The sequence below is a fragment of the Nocardia mikamii NBRC 108933 genome (assembly GCF_001613505.1).
Taxonomy (GTDB): domain Bacteria; phylum Actinomycetota; class Actinomycetes; order Mycobacteriales; family Mycobacteriaceae; genus Nocardia; species Nocardia mikamii.
The window spans coordinates 15394-35758 of sequence record NZ_BDCM01000027.1; the positions used below are offsets into that span (position 1 = coordinate 15394).

At 68.9% G+C, this 20365-nt stretch carries 17 protein-coding genes; 4 read left to right on the top strand and 13 right to left on the bottom strand.

The window, feature by feature from the left end; all coding sequences use genetic code 11:
* Positions 1-17: 17 nt before the first annotated feature.
* From NMI01S_RS32270 to NMI01S_RS35200, 4 genes are all read left to right on the top strand, one after another.
* Complete coding sequence (locus tag NMI01S_RS32270; RefSeq protein ID WP_063002528.1) at positions 18-1025, top strand: replication-relaxation family protein; 1008 nt, start codon at positions 18-20, stop codon at positions 1023-1025.
* 4 nt (positions 1026-1029) lie between these two features.
* Positions 1030-2016, top strand: coding sequence for a C40 family peptidase (locus tag NMI01S_RS32275; RefSeq protein ID WP_063002529.1), 987 nt, complete (start codon positions 1030-1032; stop codon positions 2014-2016).
* Between the two features lie 353 nt (positions 2017-2369).
* On the top strand, positions 2370-3647 hold the full coding sequence (locus tag NMI01S_RS32280; protein ID WP_063002530.1) for a cutinase family protein: 1278 nt from the start codon (positions 2370-2372) through the stop codon (positions 3645-3647).
* 226 nt (positions 3648-3873) lie between these two features.
* Complete coding sequence (locus tag NMI01S_RS35200; RefSeq protein WP_157126479.1) at positions 3874-4536, top strand: hypothetical protein; 663 nt, start codon at positions 3874-3876, stop codon at positions 4534-4536.
* 848 nt (positions 4537-5384) lie between these two features.
* Here the strand turns inward: NMI01S_RS35200 and NMI01S_RS32290 are convergent.
* From NMI01S_RS32290 to NMI01S_RS32350, 13 genes are all read right to left on the bottom strand, one after another.
* Complete coding sequence (locus NMI01S_RS32290) at positions 5385-5813, bottom strand: hypothetical protein (protein ID WP_063002532.1); 429 nt, start codon at positions 5811-5813, stop codon at positions 5385-5387.
* A 107-nt stretch (positions 5814-5920) separates the two neighbouring features.
* A complete protein-coding gene (locus NMI01S_RS35205) occupies positions 5921-6700 on the bottom strand; it encodes a hypothetical protein (protein ID WP_063002533.1) in 780 nt (259 codons plus the stop codon).
* A gap of 327 nt (positions 6701-7027) precedes the next feature.
* Positions 7028-7909: a hypothetical protein gene (locus NMI01S_RS32300; RefSeq protein WP_063002534.1), complete on the bottom strand. Its 882-nt coding sequence runs from the start codon at positions 7907-7909 to the stop codon at positions 7028-7030.
* A 98-nt stretch (positions 7910-8007) separates the two neighbouring features.
* On the bottom strand, positions 8008-8613 hold the full coding sequence (locus NMI01S_RS32305) for a hypothetical protein (protein ID WP_063002535.1): 606 nt from the start codon (positions 8611-8613) through the stop codon (positions 8008-8010).
* Between the two features lie 7 nt (positions 8614-8620).
* Positions 8621-8947 carry a hypothetical protein gene (locus tag NMI01S_RS32310; RefSeq protein WP_063002536.1) on the bottom strand — a complete coding sequence of 109 codons (327 nt, stop codon included), beginning with the start codon at positions 8945-8947 and terminating at the stop codon, positions 8621-8623.
* Between the two features lie 81 nt (positions 8948-9028).
* Positions 9029-10708: a VWA domain-containing protein gene (locus NMI01S_RS32315; protein ID WP_063002537.1), complete on the bottom strand. Its 1680-nt coding sequence runs from the start codon at positions 10706-10708 to the stop codon at positions 9029-9031.
* A 44-nt stretch (positions 10709-10752) separates the two neighbouring features.
* Positions 10753-11901, bottom strand: coding sequence for an ATP-binding protein (locus NMI01S_RS32320; RefSeq protein ID WP_063002538.1), 1149 nt, complete (start codon positions 11899-11901; stop codon positions 10753-10755).
* Positions 11902-12710: 809 nt separating this feature from the next.
* Complete coding sequence (locus tag NMI01S_RS32325; RefSeq protein WP_063002539.1) at positions 12711-14801, bottom strand: BTAD domain-containing putative transcriptional regulator; 2091 nt, start codon at positions 14799-14801, stop codon at positions 12711-12713.
* Between the two features lie 79 nt (positions 14802-14880).
* The gene (locus NMI01S_RS32330) at positions 14881-15591 is read right to left on the bottom strand and encodes a DUF8176 domain-containing protein (RefSeq protein ID WP_157126481.1); all 711 of its coding nucleotides are present in this window, start codon (positions 15589-15591) and stop codon (positions 14881-14883) included.
* A gap of 93 nt (positions 15592-15684) precedes the next feature.
* The gene (locus NMI01S_RS32335) at positions 15685-16821 is read right to left on the bottom strand and encodes a lipase family protein (protein ID WP_063002541.1); all 1137 of its coding nucleotides are present in this window, start codon (positions 16819-16821) and stop codon (positions 15685-15687) included.
* Between the two features lie 71 nt (positions 16822-16892).
* Entirely contained in the window at positions 16893-17996 is a 1104-nt protein-coding gene (locus NMI01S_RS32340; protein ID WP_063002542.1) for a lipase family protein, read from the bottom strand.
* On the bottom strand, positions 17993-19237 hold the full coding sequence (locus tag NMI01S_RS32345) for a cutinase family protein (RefSeq protein WP_063002543.1): 1245 nt from the start codon (positions 19235-19237) through the stop codon (positions 17993-17995). The genes NMI01S_RS32340 and NMI01S_RS32345 overlap by 4 nt, the downstream gene beginning before the upstream one ends.
* Positions 19234-20136 carry a hypothetical protein gene (locus tag NMI01S_RS32350; RefSeq protein ID WP_063002544.1) on the bottom strand — a complete coding sequence of 301 codons (903 nt, stop codon included), beginning with the start codon at positions 20134-20136 and terminating at the stop codon, positions 19234-19236. The genes NMI01S_RS32345 and NMI01S_RS32350 overlap by 4 nt, the downstream gene beginning before the upstream one ends.
* Positions 20137-20365 lie beyond the last annotated feature (229 nt).

Sequence of the window (20365 nt, forward strand, 5' to 3'; positions counted from 1 at the left end):
AAAGGTTTCCACCTCTCATGTTGATCACGCGCCCCGACCAGCAAGCAGACCTGCGCGCACCGCGCGCCGCCCAGACCGGCCTCCCGATCGCCGATTCCCTGCGGCTGGTGGCACGGTTGACCGACCGCGACCGGTGGATCCTGCGGATGCTGCACGAGCATCGCGTGCTGACCACCAACCAGCTCGCCGCACTGGCCTTTCCCACACGCAACCTCGCTCGCCGCCGACTGGCGACCCTGCACCACGAGCGCGTCGTCGACCGGTTCCGTCCGTTCAAAACCTCGGGCAGCGCGCCCTGGCATTGGGTGCTGGCCCCCGACGGCGCTGGCGTCCTCGCCGCCGAAGCCGGCGCCGAGGTCCGCGAGCTCGGCTACCGCGCCCGACGCCGCCTCGACATCGCCCACAGCCTGTACCTGACCCACACTCTCGGCGTCAACGACTGGTTCACCACCCTGGCCATCACCGCCGCCGATCACGACGCCGCCGTGCTCGCATGGTGGTCGGAATCGCGCTGCCGCCGCCTCTGGGGCGACCTGGCCCACCCCGACAGCTTCGGCCGCTACACCCACGCCGGGACCCGGCTCGACTTCTTCCTCGAATACGACCTCGCCACCACCAACAGCCTCACCCGCATCGCCGCCAAACTCCTCGGCTACGCAGAACTCGCACGCTCCACCGGCACCGTCACCCCGGTGCTGCTATGGGTGCCCACCGGCCGACGCGAACTCGCCGCACGCGACGCATTGCGCGACACCGCCGCATCGCTGCCCGACCCCGGCGCGGTCCCCGTCGCCACCGCCGCCGCTGACTACCTGGATGCCACCGCCACCCATCCCAGCCCCGCCGACCGGGTGTGGCTGCCCCTGGACTCGGCCCACACCAGCCGCCTACACCTCCACGAACTCCCCGACGCCTGGCCCCGCCGCACCCCCACCCCCCCCGACGAGACCGAACACTCCCCCATCACCCTCGGCGGGCAGATCATGATGCCCCCACCACCACCATTGTTCGAGCAGCAGAGCTGACCCGATGCTGGTCAAAACGATCGGGGCGGGCTCGGCGCTGGTCGTGTTCGTGATCGTCGTCATCGCTGCCGTGGTCACCACCGCCGTCATCTACAGCCGCCCCGTTCCCGTGGCCGGGCCGCGCGCGGGGAGCACACCCAGCCCGCAAGCTCGCGCCGATATCCCGCCGCAACTACTGGTGCTCTATCAGCAGGCAGCCGCCGATTGTCCCGGCCTGGACTGGTCGGTGCTGGCCGCGATCGGCAAAGTCGAAACCGACCACGGCCGCTCCACCCTCCCCGGCGCGCAGAACGGCGAGAACTTCGCCGGCGCAGGCGGACTCATGCAATTCCTCGCCCCCACCTTCGACGCCGTCACCGCGCGCCACCAGCTCCCCGCCGGCGGAGCAACCCCGCCCTCGCGCTACAACCCCAGCGACGCCATCCACGCCGCCGCCTACTACCTCTGCGACTCCGGCGCACCACAGGATCTACACACTGCGATCTTCACCTACAACCACTCCGACACCTACGTCACCCAAGTCCTCGACCAAGCCGCCCGCTACCGCGCCACCCCCGCACCCGACAACGGCGACTGCCACGCGGCAATCCCAGCCGATACTGCGGCCGTGCAGGCGATCTCGTTCGCGTGCGCACAGCTCGGACAACCCTACGTGTGGGGCGGCAACGGGCCCGGCGACGGCGGATGGGACTGCTCCGGGCTCACCAAAGCCGCCTACGCCGCCGCCGGAATCACCTTGCCCCGCACCACCTACGACCAAGTCCACATCGGCCCCCACATCGCGGAAAGCCAGCTACACCCCGGGGACCTCGTCTTCTACGGAACCGGCGCCAACGTCCACCACGTCGGCCTCTACATAGGAGCCGGACGAATGATCCACGCCCCCGACATCGGCCAACCAGTCCAAATCAGCCCCTACCGCTACAGCGGAGACGACTACTACGGCGCCACACGCCCATTCGCTCAAGTTCCTGCAGGTTCTAATGACTGATTCCGTCGTCTCACCATTCTTGCGCGATTACACACCGCCTCACCGCAGTAGCAACGTCGCCCGCTGCCAGACCAACGAGCACCGCTAACCGCGTCACTACCGGTCATACCGGCCAAAGTCCACACCACTGCCAGGAGGTCCCCGTGATACACAGTCCGACCCCGACACACCGGCCCGCGCGCACCCTGATCTGTGTTCTCTCTATGGTCGTCGCCACTGCTGTGACCGTGCTCGTCGCCGGGCCTGCCACCGCCGACCCCGCACCAGCGGGTACGGATTGTCCTCGGTGGACGGCGGTGCTCGTCCCAGGCACGTGGGAAACCCCATCCCCGGCCCCCGATCAGTCCACCGGAATGCTCACCCCGATCGGCCAGGGCCTGCGCCAGCGGTACGGCTCGAACATCTCGGTGCGCACGCTCGACTACGCCGCGTCAGCCACGCCGTACAAGGAGTCGGAATCCCGAGGCGTGCAGGCTCTCTCGGACACTCTTCGAGGGTTGTGCTCGTCGACGCGGGTCGTGCTGGCCGGATACTCCCAGGGCGCAAACATCGCCGGTGACATCGCCACCGCGATCGGCCACCATGGCCCGCTTTCTGCCTCCCGGGTCGCGGCGGTCGCGTTGCTCTCAGACCCACACCGCAGCCCCGACACCCCGCAACTCGGGCAGACCACCCCCGGCGAAGGTATCGCCGGCCCCCGCGGTGAGGACTTCGGCGCCCTCGCCGACAGAGTCCTCTCTTTCTGCGCGACCGGCGACATCTACTGCTCGACCACGCCCCAAGCCTCACCCGCCCTCTCCGCCCTCGGCCGAGCCCTCACCGGCAACGCCATCTCGACCGGCAACGACACCACCACAACGCCGCGCCCGGACCAGATAACGAACCCCACCACAACTCCCGCACCTGCCCCGCAGGCGATTCCGGACTCGGCTCCGGGAGTACTGGACTCGGTCGCGGGGCTCGATCCAGCCCAGGTGATCGAACAAGTCGTCACCGTTTTGGCCGGGCTAGCTGGATTCGCCGCCAGCGTGCCCGCAATCGGCAACGACCTCGCCCAGTTACCCGGGTTGATCGCAAGCGGCAATCTCCCCGGCCTGCATCAGGTCTCGGGAGATCTCAACAATCAGTTCGCCCCTCTGGTCCAGACGGCCGCACGCATCGACCTGCACCTGGTCGCCCACGCCCTCACCCTCGCCGAGCCCCTGGATGCCTCCGGCTGGACCGCCGTCGCGGCGCAGATAGTCGATATCATGGCCGGCCTCGACATCGAGCGCCTCGCCACCGACATCGGCCAGGCCCAGGAAACCGTCTGGGGCGCAGTCCAAAAACTCACCACCGGCGACCCCGCCGGTGCCGCACTCACGTTGTCCGGCCTCGTCCCCATCGCCGCGGACCTCGCCACCACCGCAGCCTCAGCCCTCACCGGAGGCGCCGGCGCTCACTTGGCCGGACTCGCGCACACCTTCACCGCCACCACCACGGGCGAGACTCGAAGTGCGCTGGCCGATCTCGTCCGTCAAGGCGACGACGCCGCCCGGTTCGCCGCCTCCGGCGTACACCAGAACAGTTACACCACCGCCCTCCCACAAATATTGGACTGGCTGAGCCGTCGAATCGACGCTACGAAGTAGATGATGCGGTCGGACGACTCGAGGGCGTTGCCCCTACTCCGTCCGACCGCCACTGCTGATTCGCCAGGGCCCGACGGCAGGAGCCCGACCGCCTCGTAGGCCGTAACCCACTGGAGCAAGGCAGTTCTACGGGCGTCACTGATCTTCGGGCAATAGATTGGTTCTGGGGCGAAAAACCTGTCGCCCAGCGCTGGCATGATCCAGTGACATGGAGGCCCCTCTCACGATGTTCGAGCTGCTGTATGCTCCAGACCCCGCGATGCCGAAGAACGACCCCGCACGGTTGGACCTTGTGACGTGCACGACGCCAGTGACACCAGGGCCGGTGCCCAAGGAGGTGATCGACGTGATCCGAGCGGAAATGCGGGCTGCCGGTCCGATGCCTCCTGTTCCATTGCACCTACTTTCGTCTGATCAGCGTTGGGTATCCCGGGAAGTTCGTAGCGGGCTGAAACGTTACGTCGAGGACGGTGCAGTGCGCGCTGGCAGACTGTATGTCTTAGATTTCCAAGGGCCTGGCCTGTCGCAGTTCGTCAAGTTCGGGTACACCACCCGCAACCTGGACCGGATTTCCGAACACCTCACATATGCACACACATTCGGCTGGGTTCTGCTCGATGGCTGGATCTCGCCGGAAACGGACAAACCAAAGCAATTGGAACAGTCCGCTCTGATGGCCGCGATGCAATTCCACAACGGCATACACAATTGGCGGGAGACGTTCTACGGCATGGACTTTCAGCTGGGACTCAAGATTGCGCGAACCGCCTTCGAGCTGGAGGTGAACCTCCGCAATCCAGAAACAGCTGAGGTAGCCGCTGACCGCCTGTTCCGCATATTCTCTGGAGCGAACCAGAGCCGCGCAGCTAACTTGCCTACACCTTCGTGACTCGATAGCAACCGCCTTCATCGACCGACCTCTACTGAGGCCCTTCAGGATCGACGGCATCTGTAGCCGCGCCGAGGCTGCGGCGGCCAGCTCGCGGAACAGCGCACGACCGGAATACCCCTCAAGCCAGCCATGCAGGCGGTCCTACTCCACACCGGGCCAGAGAGAACCGGCGCGGATGCGCGGACGTGACGACCGCGCCGCGGCGACACTCGCCGAGCTACGCCCTGCCCGGGTATGGCGGGAGCCGCTTTCGTAGCTCGAAGGCGCATTCGGGGAGGTCGAGCGGCGGCGTGTATACGACGGCTCCGCATCGCCGGCACTCGTGGGTGCGGTGACCGGTGCGCCCGGCGCCGAGACAGGGCACCCAGCCCACGATGACGCAGCCTTTCCCGATGAGCAGGTGCCCGTTCACGCATCTCGCTGGCGCCGGTTCCACGTTCCCAACCAGGCGGCCCGGAGGCACAACCTTCCCACCGGCGAGATAGTAGGGCCGGTATCGGCGGTTGCGGGCGGTGGTCACACCGCCACGATAGTCGAATGCATGTTCGAATTATAGGGCTGGGGCACTTGTACGGTGCCGCCGGACAAGCCGATCCCGAGAGGGCGTTCTCTAGCGCGGTCGGTCGCATGGGTGAACGGCAGCGGAAACCCGTTCCCACGCGGGCACGGTCGAAATGTTCGCCCAGCGACACAGAATCGTACGGGCGCCGGGGTGGCAGATCCGATTGCGCGTGGCGGTTCGGCGGTGCGAAGAGACAGGTCATGACGATGGGTGGAGTGCGACGACGGCCGGTGGGCCGGGCAGAAGATCTTCTGCCCGGCCCACCGGCCGTGTCGTATGCGGATCAGCTGGTAGCGGCGGAGGCTGCCTGTGCGCCGGTGTCGGGCGTGTGTGCGGTGCTGCGTAGCCGCCATGTGGGCAGGTCTGTTACGCGGCTGGCGTTGTTGTCGGCGAAGGGGTGGTGGGTGATCACCGCGCGTGCGGCGCGGTCGAAGTCGGGGTAGTTGATCCCGGTCAGGGGCCCGCTGATGATCCGGACCTCGCCAGTGTCGGGGTAGAAGCGGGCCTCGGTGCGCCGTTTGCGGTACACGGTGAAGACCGGAAGCCATAGCGGTGGCGTGGTTTTGGTGTCGAGTTGCCGCATGGCTTCTTCGGCGATGGCTCCCCACAATTCGAAGCTGTCGGGAGCGTGCGCGGCGGTGTCGAACACCTGGTGCAGTGCGACCGCGACGGCGGCGAGGTTGCTGGCGGTGTGGGTGGTGGTGTCAGTCATGATCGATCGGAGCCCTTCTCTTGCGGTTGGGGTAGGCGAAGTCGAGATGGAGGGTGCGTGGCGGTGCGCCGGGACTGCTTCCGGTACGGCGCACCGCGACTCGGGGTTCACTGGCCGGGGGCCAAGGCGAATTTTTTGGGCCGGGTGCAGGTTTGACGGGCGGTGCCGAGGTCGGTGAGTTTGACCAGGGCGTTATGGACTGCGCCGCTGCTGCGCCCGAGCGTTTTCCCGATTTCGTGGGGAGTGAATTCCTTGTCGGGCGCATCGCGCAGGTGATCTTCGACCTCGCCGCGCAGCGCGCCCGGGGCCAGCCGATCGGCTGTCTTCTTCGGCGTCGCTCCCGCATCAGGTTCCCCGGTGGGGGTGTCGGTCGCCGGGGAGGAGGTTTCGCTGCCCGTGGGGGCGGCTGGGGGCTGTTGCGGCGATGCCTGCAGGTCGGTCGGGGTTGCGTCGGTGGTGGTTACGTCGGAATTGGTTGCGGAGCTGGCGTCGTCGCTGGCGCTGGCGTCGTTGTCGGGCTGCGGTGTCGTGGGTTCGGGCGACGGGTCGGCCGTGTCGGCCGTGTCGTCGGCGGAGGGGGTGGGGGTAGCCGTAGCGGGGGCGGCCGGTGACCAGTGTTCGGCGGCGCGGGGGTTGTCGTGGTCGGGTTCGCGCCGGGCGGCACCGGTGGAGGCCCAGGCGGACAGGATGCGGCGGGCGGTGGAGGCACTGATTCCGGCCGCGCCTGCCAGTTCGGCGGCGGTGAACCCGGGAAAATTGCCCAGCGCGGTCCACAATGCCGTCTCGCTGTCGGTGCGCAGGACCGGCTCTGCGGTGGCCAGTTGCGGCGTTGTTTCGGCGGGTTTTTCCGCTGGGCGTGTGGTGGTGTTCTTCTTTTGTGCGGACATGGCAGATCCTCCCTGAAAGTGGGAATTCGTGGGAATTGGTGGGTATTCGGTCGCGTCCCGGCCGGGACGGAAACTCCGCCCGTAGCAGACGTTTTCGGGTGGCGTGGCGGTGTTCCCCGTCTATGAACGCTCGATACGGGGCACGGTGTCAAGCGGTCGTAGAAAAAATCAACGCGATCAGATTTCTTCTCGTCTTTCTTTGCCCGGAATTTGGTTAGTCGAGTCGGAATGGACTTGACTCGACTTTCCGCGCAATTCTCCGGAATTTCGCGCACAGACTGGCCGCCATCGCCGGGGAGGCGGTGGCGGCACTGCGGCGGTCTGTGGTTAGTCGGGGCGGGACTCGGGGTGTGCGAGTTCGGCGTGCAGGTGGCTCAGTTGTTCAAGGGAATCATCGAGATCGCGCACCGCGAATTCGGTGCGGTCACGGCCAAGGCCGGGAAGCTGACGCTTCCGCAGGGTGGTGGACGTAGCGGCGAGGGTTCGGGACAGGGCGTCGGCGTGGTCGGCGAGGATGTTGCTGTGCTGACGTATGCGGTCGGTGAGGGGCGCGCGCTGGAGTGCGTGCAGCGTGCGCATGGCTTCATGCCATTGCTCCTGCGTCCCGTCGGCGGGCTGCAGGTCCCATGGGTAGACGACATCGCGCCCGCCGTCCGGCCTCCGCACCTCGCACGCGTGGAGGACGCCGTACCGGAAGCGCAGGTTGGCCACCTCGGCCCGAACGGCGGGCGCGGTGGCGTAGGCGAGCTGGTCACCGACCCGGATCGGGCAGCGGGCCTCCCACGCTTGGTGTGGTGCCGCCGAGCTGGGCTTCGAGCCCTCGCCCGTCGTGCTGGAGCCCTGGCCGTCGGGCGCCAGAAGTCGTGGCGGGGCGTCGAGGTCGAGCAGGAACGGGCCGTGCGGGGAGATTGCGATCATGGCGGAGATGTGCGGCGAGCGCAGGTCGGTGCTCCATTGGGCGAGGTCGCCGGCGAGTCCAGGGACGGAGATCTTTTTGCCGTGGGCGTCGAGGAAGGCATGGGCGTCGAGCCCGCCGTAGGGCGCCCAGTCGAACTCGACGTATCGCACGCTCGGAGCGCGGCGGGAGAGCTCGGCGATGATGACGGCGAGGGCGAGTTCGGTGATGGCGTGCTCGCGAGCCGGGCCGGCGGACATGGCGTGCGCGGCGGCGAGGCGGGCGTCGAAGTCCGCGGTGGAATCGGTGGTCATGGTGTGGGAGTCCTTTCGTGCCATGGTGCTGGTTGGGGTGAGTGGTGGGCTCTCGCCGCCTCCGGGTGGAGGCGGCGGGCCCGGTGCTGGGCGGTGGGTTATTGGTGCGGGGGTGAGGTGATGTAGCGGCGGGCCTCGATCAGGGCGGCCGTGGCGCGGGGGTTGGCGTAGATGGTCGGCAGGATCAGGCACCCGGCGGGTCCGGGCCGGATGTGGTCGATGTAGGGCGGGCGGGGCTGTCCGTCCCATCCGGGTTCGTCGGCGGGCAGGATCACCTCATAGTGAGTGGTGTTCACCTCGACCGTGATCCGGTATTCGTCCTCCGGGAGGCGTTGCCATTGGTCGGAAGGTGCTACCGAGGCCAGCGCGAACACTTGCGCGGCGAGCGTCGTGGCGGTGGCGACGTCCTCGGCGGTGGTTCTGGGGTTCCAGCGGCCCACACGCATGGTTTCGCCGGTGAGATGGTCGTGGACATGATCGGCCCAGTCGCCGCATATGCGGCATGTGCGGCAGCGGCCCAACGGGCCGAGCGCGCCCCGGTCATCGAGGGCGTTGTCGGCGCGAACCGCGCACACACGGTCTCCGACGGAGGTGGCTGCGTCGCGGGCATCACGCAATTCGGCCACTGGCATCTCGTCGAGTTGCGCGGGGTCGAGGTCGTAGTCGTGGAGGTGGTGGTTGTGGTGCTCGGTGTGATCGGTCATGGCGGGTCTACCTCGATTCCTGTGTGCTGGTGCGTGTTTCGGTGTCGGTACGGCGCGCTGGCATTTCGGCGGCGGGGTGTGGTGGTGCGGGTGTGACCGGGGTCCAGGCGGTGGGGAGCGGGCCGCCGGTGGCGAGGTGGTCGTCGAGGGCGGCCATGAGCTCGGTCGCATCGCGGTAGAGCTCTTCGAGGCGGTCGTGGTGGTCGGCGGCCTCGACAGCGCGTTCGATGCGGTGCTCGTCGCGGTTGTAGGCGGTGATCGTGTCGGCGATGGTGGCGCAGGTGGCACGGAATTGGGCGAGGGTGTCGTCGGGGTCGAGCGTGTGGCGGGGCATGGTGTGAACCTCTCTGCGGTCGAATGGTTTTCAGTGCCCTCCCCCGCCGGGCGCGGTGTCGCGCCCGGCGGGTTCGGTTGGTCAGGCGTTGCGTACGGCGGTCACGGCGGCCTTGGCGATCGCGGCGGCGGTGGTGGTCGGGTCACCGATCGCGTGCACGGTGGTGTCGGCCAGTGGGCGGCGGTACTCGATGTCGGGGGCCAGCCACAGCACCGCGCAGCCGGTAGCGCGCAGCCGGTCGATCCGATGCTGGGCGCGTCTGCGGCGGGGGCCGCCGTAGTAGCCGTCGGAGATGATCACCAGCAGCCTCGTGTTCTCCGGGCGAGACAGCGCGAGCGCGCCGTCGAGGGCATCGATCGCGTCGTCGAGCGCTTCCTCGGCGTCGGGGCACGTGAATTCGGTGACACGTGCGGGTGCGGTGCCCGGGTAGGTGATCGGCGAGACCCTCGAGCCGAAGGTGACCGTGGCGGTCGCGGCGGGCATGGTCGCGAGTTCGGCGGCCTGGGCGATGATCCAGGCGGCCGAGGCGGTCGGTGCGGCGTAGGCCGCCATCGACCCCGACACGTCGCAGGCGATGCCGACCCGCAGCGGCGGGATCGGGGTGGCGCGGCGGGTGGTGCGGGTGAACGGTTCGGCGGTCGGCATCGCCCCGGCCGCGCGCTGGGCCTCCCGCGCCATCGCCCCGCGCATCCGCAACCGGCCCGGAGGCACCGCCGAGGTCGATTTCACCACCGCACGCTCGCGCTGGCTGGCAGTGTTCAACGCGCGAGCCAGCACCCGCGCGGCCGAGCGCTCCTCCGACTTCGGTGCCCGGCTGGGCCGCCGCGACGGTGCACGGCCGAACACGCGCCGCGCCACCTTCTCAGCAGCGGCCTCCACGGCGGCCTCGGCGCGCGCGGCAGCCCGCGCGGCGTCGGCGGGGTCGACCGAAATCGGTTCCGCCTCCACGGCCTTGCCGATGTTGGCGACCGTTTCGGCGATCGCGGCCGAGAGCGCCGATTCGGGGTCGGGGTCGGCGTGTGGGTCGGGCCCGACGATATCGAGCCACCGTTGCCCGAGTTCGAGCATGCGTGCGGTGTCGTCGTCGGCGGTGGTGTGCGCCTCGCGCCAGATCTCGCGCAGCGCGTCGAGTTTCGCGGTGCCGAGGATCTTTTCGGCAGCGGCGGCGGCGGGGCCGCACTCTGTCGGCTCAAGGATGCCGCCGTCGACTCGGCCCAGCAGCAGCGCGGCGGTGTGGGCGGCGGCGTAGTCGGTCGCGGGCAGGGACGAGGCGGCGGCGGGGCCGCCGGTGTCGCCGATGATGATCTCGGTGGCCGAGGCGCGCAGCCAGTGCCGGTCGTCGGGGCGGCGGCGCACTTGGGCGGCCTCGATCCGAGACTCTTCCAGCAGCAGCGCGGCCTCGACCACCGCCGGATTCGCCACCGGCGGCGGAGTCCAGCGGGTGTGCTGGGCGTGGGCGCATTCGTGGGTGAACGCGCCCCACACGGCCGCATAGCGGGCGCGGTCGGCGAGGCGGTCCGGTCGCGCGGTGCGCGGGTCGACCTTCAGCAGGTCACCGTCGAGTTCGATCGCGGCGCGGGCGGGGAAGAACACCGCCGGGTGCCCGTGCGCGGCACCGGGGGCGATGGTCACGATCAGGTCGTCGCGGTCGGCGATCGGGGCGGCCTCGGCGGTCATCGCGGCCGACAGCGTTTCCCAGCCCGCCGTGCTCGGCGGTGTGGCGGGGGTGGCGGTCGGGTCGGAGATCACATGGGAAGTCATGGCGTGCAGTACCTTTCGGCGGGCGGTAATGGCGGTGGTGAGGGTCAGATGCGGGGGCCGAGCGCGAGCGGCTGGTAGGCGGTGCCGAACACCGAGCGCACCACGGTGGCGACGATCTCGCGGTCGTCCTCGGGCGCGGTGCCGACCAGGTTCGCCGCAGCGGTCGCGAGGTCGGTGGCGGCGGCGATCTTCTTGAACGCCAGCAGTTCTCGCAATTGCGGAGCCCACCCGATATCGCCCGACTCCTTGCGGGTGGCGAGATTGCGGGCGACCGTGACCGCCTTCTTGTCCACCCCGAGCTGGGCCGCGAGGTCATAGTCGCTGCCGACCTGCACCTGGAACGCGAACCGCGACGAGAGCGCATCGGACAAGATCGCCCCGTGCACGCCAGGGTTGTGCCCTGCCACCACGAAGAACCCCGGCTCGGCTTTCACGACCTCGCCGCCATGGGCTTTGATCACGATCTCCTTGCGGCCGTCCATCGCCGGATACAGGGACGCGAGCACCGTCGGCGGGATCAGGGTGGCGTCGTCGACGAACAGCACCCGGCCCTCGCGCATCGCCCGGACCAGCGGGCCGTGCACGAAAACGAAAGTGCCATCGGGGTTTTGCGTGTACTCGCCGACGAAGTCAGCGACCGTGGTGTCCGAGTCGCCCTGCACAGTGAGCAGATCCCCGTAGGCGGCCTCGATCAGCGAGGTCTTGCCCGTTCCGGGCGGCCCGTACAGCAGCACCGGAACCTCGGCGGTGCGCATGGTGCGCAGCACATCCACATCGGAGCGGCCCGCGAGCTTGCGCAGGTGATAGTCCTGCCCGTTCGGCCGAGGCACGGCCCTCCCCGCCACCGGGGCGGGCGCGGGGGCGCTCGGCTTGCCCTTACGCGGGCGCGCGGCCGGTGCCGTAGCGGGCACGGCCGGAGTGGGAGCGGTGGCTCCGGCGGCAGCGGCGGCGGTGTCGGCGGTGGCGCGGTAGCGCAGCGGTTTGGCGTTGGTTTGCTCGGCCTGCCCGGCGGCGGTGAGGGTTTTCAGCGCGTTACCGACCGCGCCCGACGAGCGGGAGATCAGTCTCGCAACCTCGCGGGGGCTGTATTCGACGGCAGGGTGATCTGCCAGCACGCGGGCCACCATGCGGCGCAATTCACCGTTACCCAAACGGGTGCTCGTCGCGGGTGCGGTAGCGGTGGGGGAAGTCATTTCGTCTCCTATTTCGAACCGTATTCCGACGCACGCCATCCTGCGAAACAGGCACAGCGGTAGCGAGAACGTCATTCGGAATTCTCAGAATTCCCCGGCATTTCCCGGGAACGAAACGACGCTAACTCGACTCGCCATGCGCGCACAACCCGAAATTCGACCAATTTCCAGAATTTTCTTCGCGCCTCGCCCAGATTTGGCAACGCAATTCCTGGAGAAAATGCATCAGGCAGGGCCGGCTAACTCTCTTCTGCGAAAACGGGAAGCGCTAATAAAAGGAGCAGTATGCAGTAGAGGAGAAAAAGACGGAGACAAGCAAGGCAAGGACAACTGGAGTACGGGGCCGATAGAACGGCCGGGCGGGACGGCGACGATCACGTACCTACGTTTCTGGGGTATGTGATCCCGGGCCACGCGGCCACCCAGAAATGCGCATCTACCAGCAGAAATACAGCGCCGGGGGCGGCTGACTTGAGCAACTCGCGGAACAACCCCCCGTATAGCCCCCCATATAGCCCACGGATTAACTTCGCATGACAGCACGGAGCGAATAAACCACAGACGCCCTCCGAAAATGTGATTCTGAGACCATTTCAAGGGCGCGAAAGTATTTCGAAATCCAGACGTACACTCCATCGACCGGACATAAGCGCGCATCCTATTCAGATCAGATTTAATTTATTCCCATTATAGGGGCGTAGTGTCGTTGAGCGGTAATCGCTCGAATTCGGATCCTGGACTCGGAAACTTCTCGTGGCGCATTCGACTCCTCCGCTCTGTGTGACGTTTCGGCGTGTGATGGTGGGCGCCTATCTCGTGGTGTGTTGGAGGTAGTGGAGGAGTTGTTGTGTGTCGCGGCTGGGGGTGGCGTCGATTTCGGCGAGTTTTCGGCTCATGAGGGTGTAGGTACGGGCGAGGGCGTCGTATTCTCCGAGTTTGGCGTGCAGGCGGAAAATGTCTTGCCAGAGGGCTTCGTTGTAGGGGTCGGTTTCTGCGGCTGTTTCGAGCATGTCCAGGGTGGTGCGGGGGCTGGTGGTCACGGTGTGCGAGGCCAGCCATCCCAGGGCGTTGAGTGCGTCGCGGCGTGTGGCTTCGCGCATCGGCTCGATCCAGGGCTGGCTCAGATCCGGGGCTAGTGGCGCGGTGGCGATGTCGATGATCCGCTGGCATGCCGCCGCCCGCTCCTCGTTGTTGGTGGCGCGGCGGCGCGCGGTGACGGCCTCGGTGAAGTCCCAATAGTCCACCCGCACATGGGCGGGTTCGAGGCGGTAACGAGCGCGGCCCTGGGTGGCCTGCACGGTGGCGTGTCCGTCGGTGCCGGTGGCCGCGCCGAGAGCGATGCGCAGGCGGCTGATCGCGTTGTTGAGCGCGTTGTTGGGTTTGGCGGGCAGATGCCCCGACCACAGCGCTTCGAGCAGTTCGTCGCGGGTCATTCCGCCGGGGTGCAGGCCCAGCACAGCGAGCAACTCAAGGCTCTGGGGTTGCAGCCGGCCGGTGATCTCAGTGCGCTGCGTGCCCGCCGCGTCCAGCCACAATTGTCCCGCCGCGTCCAGCCACAATTGTGTGGGCCCGAACAACTGCACCACGAGAAGGTGCCCGCCAGCGGTTGCAGGCGATGCGAGCATGGGGTCCGGCGCCACTACGGCGGAGCGAGGCGTGGGCCCCGCGGCAGCCTCCGTGTCGCCGACGCCGGCACCGAGGTCGGTGTCGGTGTCGGGCTCGTGGCGCGTGGTGTCTGTCTGCTGGCCGGGCAGCAGTGGTGCCAATCGAGTCTGGCGTGGGGCGGTGGGGGCAGAGTCGGGTCCGTGATCGGTCGGGGGCGACTGAGAGGGCTCTGAGGAGGTGGCGGGCTGCGCCGCAGCGGTTGTGGCGATATCGGTGCCGCGTTCATTCTGGTGACCGATGCCCGCGCGGCCGGTCTCGATGTGGGTAGGGAGGTCCTGTGGTGCCCGGTGGGGCGCCGGGCTCGCCTCCCTATGCAGGGCAGGGCCCGGTGCTCGAGGGGAGCTGGCGGGCAGGTCGATCCGGTAGACCGTCGGGCGCGCCCCCCGGCGGCGGCCGAAGCCGTGACGTCGTGCCGCTGGGCGGCCGTCGCGGGGCTCCACGGATGCTGACGCGGTCGGGCGGAGCTGGGTGTCGATTGCGGTGGCGATGGGGCGGGTGACGGGCAGGAGCTGGTTGCGGCGAGTCCAGAGCGGGGAGCGACGAAGGAGCGTGGCGGCGGAGCCGGGGTCGGCGGGCAGGCAGGCCATGATCGGAAGCCCGAGCTCGGTCGCGTAGCCCCTGCCGGGGTCGGGGTCGATGAGCAGGACCGCGCGGCGACCACCGGTGGCGGTGAGTTCGAGGATCCGGCGCCGGGCGTGGGCCGGGTGGTCCCGGTCGGCGTGCACGACGAGCAGCCGAGCGTCGGCTCGGGCGAGGATTGAAGCGATTGCAGAGCCCGGCTCGGGGGCGCCGCAGTCCGCAATCACTGTCGCACCGGCGCGATTCCAGCTCGGTCGTGGATGTCCGGCGTGCGGGCCGTGCTGGTCGCCGGTGAGTAGCGCGGCGGTCCAGCCGGAACGGGCGCCTCTATCGGGTCCGGGGGGCGAGGCGAGGAAGGCCACGCCACCGGGCAGCTGTTGCACGTGCGCGGTCCACTCCAGTGCCCTCGCCGGGACGCCGGCAGCGGCGGCACGGGCCATGCTCGCCAGGCCCCGGTACGGGTCGGCTCCGATCGCGGTCGCGAGGTGCCCGCCCGCCGGGTCGGCTTCGACGATCACCGCGGGCTCGGGTCCGGGCCAGGTTCGTGCGAGCGCGACCGTGGTGGTCGTGACGCCTGAGCCCGGTGCGGTTCCCGCCACCGCGATCAACAACCCGGGACTCTCGTCATGGGCGGAATGTGTTGCGCGCGAATCCATTACAGCCACACGCAAACAATGTCGGGGTCTGGGGCTGCGGTGGGCAGGTGACTCGCGGGACCGGTGGTCTGGGTGGAGGTCATCCCTGCTCCTGGATGTGGCTGATCAGCAGACCGCCGCCGGGACCGGGGACGGTGTTGATCACCTGGAGGTAGTCGACACGGCGGCCGTCGGGATGTAGTTCCACCAGGTGCGCGGTCGCGGTGTTCGTGGTGAGCGGGGTGATGGCGACACAGTGGGTGGTGCCTGTCGGGATCGAGGCGATGCCGTCGGCCAGTCCCTGCTCGGTGATTCCGGTCTCGGGGGTGACGAGTTGTATTGCCTTGGCGGCGGAGCGCTCGGTGTAGTAGTCGGCTTCGAAGGTGGCGATGATGCCCGCGATGGTGTCGGTTTTGCCGCCACGAGTGGTTACCACCGCTCCCGACAAACCCGCGCAGGGGCCGCTCGCTGCCGTGGTGGTCGCCGGTGGACCTGCGGTCGCCGAGACACGAGCGGCGTGCGGGCTGTCCTCGTCGCCGGTATGGGTGATGGCGAGCACGCCGGCGGTCACCGCGGCGAGGGCGGCCAGCGCTGCCCATCCCCGTGGCGGAAGTCTGCGCCCGCGTCGACCAGCTGCCGGTTGGTCGGGGCCGGGATTAGGTGAGGGTGGGGTGAACCAGTCAGCCTGCGCCGAGACAGTCGCCTCGGCAGTGTGGTTTGCCGCCAGGGCGGTGTCCAGGTCGAGGTCGTCGTCCGGTTCGAGGATCGGCTTGCCCCACTCTTCCTCGGAGCTGTTGTCGTTGCGAGGCAATGCATTTCACCCCGTTCGTCGGTTCGTCTTCGGGGCCTGCCCGCGTCCGGTTGCAGGGGGTCGCCGGGCGCGGGCAGGTGTTCCCCGGAGGGGTCACGCGCGCGCAGTGTCTGCGCAGGGCATGGGTTGGTGGCCGTCGTCGGTGGGGGCGGAGAGGGTGTGGCCGAGGTGGGCGAAGGCGTCGTCGCGGGCCTCGGTCGCGGTGGCGAGGTGGCCGCGGTTGTACTCGCGCCAGCTCACATCCGCGCCGCGCTGAAGGTAGGCGATCATCGTGCGCCGTCCAGCTGTCACGGGAACGATCTGATCCTCGACGCCGTGGTACAACCGCATCGGCACCATGGGGGCGGTGTGGGCGAGGGTTTCTCCGGCGAGCACCCACCGCCACACCGCGTCGTTCCACGGGTCTGGTCGGCGGCACCAGTGCGCCAACGGCTGGCGATACCAGTCCAGCAGATGCTCGACGGTCAAAGAGTCGGCGTGTGCGGCCAGCTCTCGTCCCTCCTCGGTGAGCACATCCAGCAACGGCAGGTGCGGATAGGCGCGCGCCAAACCGATCAACCCGGCTACTCCCAGCGCCGAGTACGCGCCCGCGTCGACCGTGTGGGCGACCGCGGCGAGATCGGAGACCACCGCTCCCGCGCACAGTCCCCGCAAGTCCAGCTCCGGCGCGTACTCGGCGTGCAATTCGCCCGCTGCTGCGACTGCACGGCCGCCATCGGCATATCCCCACGCCAGCAACGGCATCCGGGCCGTCTCACCGTCGCCGGCGAGGTCGGGTACCAGGCGCGCGGCGCGAGCCAGGTCGAGCACGATCTGCCCGCCGGCACGAGCGGCGAGGAAGGTGTGTGGTCCCATGCCGGTGAGGCCGAGACATTCGCCGTCGGGCACCGCGACCACCCATCCCCGGGTGAGTGCCTCGGCGAGCACCGCGATATCGGCGGTGTCCGGGTCGGCCCCGACGACCAGCGACCGCGACGGTGCGCACGGGCCACCCAAGCCGCGAAATGCTGGGTAATACACCAGCATTGCCTCCGGACCGGTGTCGGTATCGGGAATGATCACGATTCCCGAGGCGGGGGTCAGCGCGCCCTGGGAATCACGCGAGACGTACACGATCTGCCAGGCCGCCACCGCGCCGGGCAACTGCGGGACGAACGCCGGCCGCATCCGGACAAGTTCTCCGGGAACATGGTTCTGCTCGAGAACAGGTGCAGTGTAGAAATCGGACATCAGAACCTCTATCGATGAGTGGATTGTTGTGTGGCACAGGGGTTGTCGAGAAGCCCTTGGGGGCGGGCATCTCAGGCTGGTTGGGGGTGAGGGCGGGTGAGGTCTTCGGTGAGGTGGTCGAGCACGTCGCCGATCGCGGCGCGAGCGGTTCGGAAGTGATCGGCGTCGTACTCGCGCCACCCGACCGTTCCGCCGCCGGAACGGAAGTCGCGAGCGAGGCGGCGGCCGAACTCGACCGGCACTATCGCGTCGGTCGCCCCGTGATACAGGTGCAGCGGTGCGGTCGGGACCATGCTCGCGCTGAGGAGTTCATGGGCGAACACGTGCTGCCAGACCGGGTCGTTCCAGACGTCGGGCCGCTCGCACCACACCCCGACCGGGTGCCGCCACGTGTCACAGAACCGCACTCGGTTCGACGCCTCCGCCTCGGCCAGCAGGCTCCGGCGCGAGTCCTCGGTGAAGATGTGACGCAGGGGCAGATGCCGATGCGCGTGCGACAACCCGATCAGCGCCGCGAGCCCGAGACCCGCCCACATGCCCTGATTGACCACCCGCAGGATCTGTCCCGGATCGGTGACGACCGCCCCGGCGGCGATCCCGCGCACATCCAGTTCCGGCGCGCAGCTGGGTTGCAGGCTGCCCGCCCACACAGCGGCGCGGCCCGCGTCGCCGTAGCCCCACCACACGACTGGAGCACCCGCGGCATGCAGGGCGGGGATATGGGTGGCGGCGCGCGCCAGGTCGAGAATCACCTGCCCGGCGGCGCGGCCGGCGAGGAGAGTGTGTGGGCCGTGGCCGAGCACGCCGAGCCCTTCTCCGTCGGCCACGGCGACAGTGAATCCTCGTGCCAGCGCGGCCCGGATTTGAGCGCTGTCGGGTTCAGTGCCCGCGGCCAGCAGCTGGGAGGGCGCGCACGCTCCTCCCAGGCCGTGGAAGGTGGGCTGGTACACCAACACCGCACCGCCGAGCTCTCCGGCGCTCTCGGGAGTGATCACCGTGCCAGACACCGGGATCGGCCGGTCGTAGGAATCACGCGAGGCGTACAGGATCTGCCACGCTTGGCCAGCTCCGGTCAGTTGCGGGGCCGGACGCAGGCGCAGGATGGCCCCGGGCTGCTGCTCCACCACGGCGGGCGGGGTGTAGAAATCGGTATCGGTACTCGTGGCCTCGGTCATTGGTGGCCTCCGGCGAGGTCGTGGGCCACCGCGACCAGCCACGCGATCCCGGAGCCGAGCTGACCGGCGGCGGCGTAGCCGTCGTGAGCGGCGACCGTTCCTGCCAGACGCGCCCACACTCCCGGATTCGCCAAATCGCCGTTGTCCGCCAGCAGCTGCCCCCACGCACCGGCCAGCTGTCCCGCCAGCTTCAACAATTCAGCGGGATGGGCGGCAACGGTCGCGGTGATCTCGGTCCAGCGCTGCCCCGCCTCAGCCGCCCGCTCGGGCGACGGCGCAGCAACGCGCGGATCGGACGCTTCTATCATCCTCTGCGCCAACGTCTTTCGAGGCATGTAATCGACCGTGGCGGGACTGACGGCGACGTCGTCGAGCACGATCATGGTCCATGCGGAACCCAACGCCCGCGACAGCAATTGCTGCAGGCTGGCGACAGAGCCGATCGGGTTGGACAGGTCGGCTTGCGCGGCGATCAGGGCGCCGATACGCAGCAAGGCCGCATGCTCGGGTGCCGAGCACGCCAGATCGCCCTCGGCACAGATATCGAGGACCCGCCCGGACAACGCCCCATACTCCGCGTCGTCGTCGGCTATGCCGCTGCCGGACGCCGGTGGCGCGCTGAGCTGCACCGTGGATACCGCCGCGCCGCTGGTGCCCGGGGCTGGATCCGGCGTGATCTGGCCGGGCCGTCCCGGCAACACCGGCCCGCCCGCACGGCGTTCCGGGTTCGCGTAGAGCGCGACCGCCGCGACCTTGTCGGCCGACACCGGGCCGTTCCCGGCACCGACGGCTCGTGCGAGCTGCGAGACCGCTTGCGCGCCTTGTGAATACCCGACCAGCGCCAGCTCGGTCCGCGGGCACTGGTTCACGACGCGCTGGGCCTCGGCGCCGAGATCTGCGATCACGTCGGTGACCGAGCGGACATAGGGCTCGTCGCCTCCCCCGGCGCCGACGACACCACCGAATCCCGCCGCGTACGGCACGTAGGTGTGGGCCACCAACCCGGGAGCCGCCGCCGTGACCGGTCCGATCAGTGCGCCGAGCATGCCCGTGTCGTCGGTACGGCTCGCATCCGGGGAAGACTGACCGGTGCCCTGCACCCCGAGCACCCACACCGGCGGGCACCCAGGATCCGGGTCGGGTGAGGCCACGGCCGGCACCGGCATCGCGAGGGCAATCGCGGCGAGGAAGACCAGCAGCGCGGCGGCGGCCGTGCGTGCGCGTACGCAGGTTCGGGTCATCGTTGGTCAACTCCGACTGCGGCACCGAACCCCATCCCCACGGCACCGCCGACCAGCGCTCCGGCGACGGCGGCGGGGGCTCCGGCGATCAGCGCACCCGCTGCCGCTCCGGCTGCCGCGCCGATCGCAGTACCGGCCACACCGGAGGTGATGGTGCCGATCACGGGGACCTCGACGACCGTGCCGACAGCGGCTCCGGCGATCCCGCCGATCGTTCCGCCGATCAGGCCGCCGACCACCGCTCCGGCCGCAGCGGCCGGGGCGGCGGTGATCGTGGCACCGATCGCGCCGCCGATCCCCGCACCGGCCAGGGTGGCACCGCTGACCCGGTCCGAACGCCCCGGTGGGATCCCGATCGAGTCCAGCGCGGTAGCGACCTGTGCCTCGGCCCCGGCGGCAGTGTTGTTGATCGCGTCGCGGACCTCACCGGGCACCCATGGTGGCGAGGGCACCGAGAATTGGCCCACGCGGATCTCGTCGGGAGGCGGGGCGATCGGCGCGACCGCGTCCACGGGTTCGGGCAGATGCAGATCTTCCACCTGCACCGGAGGAACAGGGTCCGGAGACGGCGCAGGCCGGGGCGCGGGCCCGTTGCGCACCGACGGCGGCTGCTCGGGGTAGACGGCAGCTGCGGGCGGCGGTGGAGGCGCAGGCGTGGTTGTGCCCGGTTGCGCCGGGGTCGTCACGCCCGGCTGATTGACAATCGGGTCGATCGTCTCAGCGTTGACGTCGGTAGCTGCGGCCAGCATCACCAACGCCTGCACCGCACCGACCACCAGGACGTGACCGCCCCGCGCGAATTTCGGGCGGCTCACACCGTGGCGCCCGAAGCTGCCGGGTCGTACCTCATGTTTCGAGGCCAGTGTCGGCTCGAAGGAATTGCGTCTGTTTCTGGGCATGCGAATAACCCCTTCGAAGGAAGGAAATACCGAATCAGGTAATGCGTTCGAACAACGCAGAATTAACGCGGGCCTCTCGGCGGCTTCGACGAGGCCGGGAGGCCCGCCGCGATATCCCGAGGGTCAGAGGAAAAACAGAGCCAGGTTCAATACCTGCGAGGCGACTGCTAGCACATTCGACACGAGAGCAGCGCCGGCATTGAGCCACGTAACAACCTCGTATGGATCC

Bases quoted from the DNA above. Each gene is read 5' to 3' on its own strand.
- NMI01S_RS32270 (WP_063002528.1), top strand. From the start codon at position 18: ATGTTGATCACGCGCCCCGACCAGCAAGCAGACCTGCGCGCACCGCGC.
- NMI01S_RS32275 (WP_063002529.1), top strand. From the start codon at position 1,030: ATGCTGGTCAAAACGATCGGGGCGGGCTCGGCGCTGGTCGTGTTCGTG.
- NMI01S_RS32280 (WP_063002530.1), top strand. From the start codon at position 2,370: ATGCTCACCCCGATCGGCCAGGGCCTGCGCCAGCGGTACGGCTCGAAC.
- NMI01S_RS35200 (WP_157126479.1), top strand. From the start codon at position 3,874: ATGTTCGAGCTGCTGTATGCTCCAGACCCCGCGATGCCGAAGAACGAC.
- NMI01S_RS32290 (WP_063002532.1), bottom strand. From the start codon at position 5,813: ATGACTGACACCACCACCCACACCGCCAGCAACCTCGCCGCCGTCGCG.
- NMI01S_RS35205 (WP_063002533.1), bottom strand. From the start codon at position 6,700: ATGTCCGCACAAAAGAAGAACACCACCACACGCCCAGCGGAAAAACCC.
- NMI01S_RS32300 (WP_063002534.1), bottom strand. From the start codon at position 7,909: ATGACCACCGATTCCACCGCGGACTTCGACGCCCGCCTCGCCGCCGCG.
- NMI01S_RS32305 (WP_063002535.1), bottom strand. From the start codon at position 8,613: ATGACCGATCACACCGAGCACCACAACCACCACCTCCACGACTACGAC.
- NMI01S_RS32310 (WP_063002536.1), bottom strand. From the start codon at position 8,947: ATGCCCCGCCACACGCTCGACCCCGACGACACCCTCGCCCAATTCCGT.
- NMI01S_RS32315 (WP_063002537.1), bottom strand. From the start codon at position 10,708: ATGACTTCCCATGTGATCTCCGACCCGACCGCCACCCCCGCCACACCG.
- NMI01S_RS32320 (WP_063002538.1), bottom strand. From the start codon at position 11,901: ATGACTTCCCCCACCGCTACCGCACCCGCGACGAGCACCCGTTTGGGT.
- NMI01S_RS32325 (WP_063002539.1), bottom strand. From the start codon at position 14,801: ATGGATTCGCGCGCAACACATTCCGCCCATGACGAGAGTCCCGGGTTG.
- NMI01S_RS32335 (WP_063002541.1), bottom strand. From the start codon at position 16,821: ATGTCCGATTTCTACACTGCACCTGTTCTCGAGCAGAACCATGTTCCC.
- NMI01S_RS32340 (WP_063002542.1), bottom strand. From the start codon at position 17,996: ATGACCGAGGCCACGAGTACCGATACCGATTTCTACACCCCGCCCGCC.
- NMI01S_RS32345 (WP_063002543.1), bottom strand. From the start codon at position 19,237: ATGACCCGAACCTGCGTACGCGCACGCACGGCCGCCGCCGCGCTGCTG.
- NMI01S_RS32350 (WP_063002544.1), bottom strand. From the start codon at position 20,136: ATGCCCAGAAACAGACGCAATTCCTTCGAGCCGACACTGGCCTCGAAA.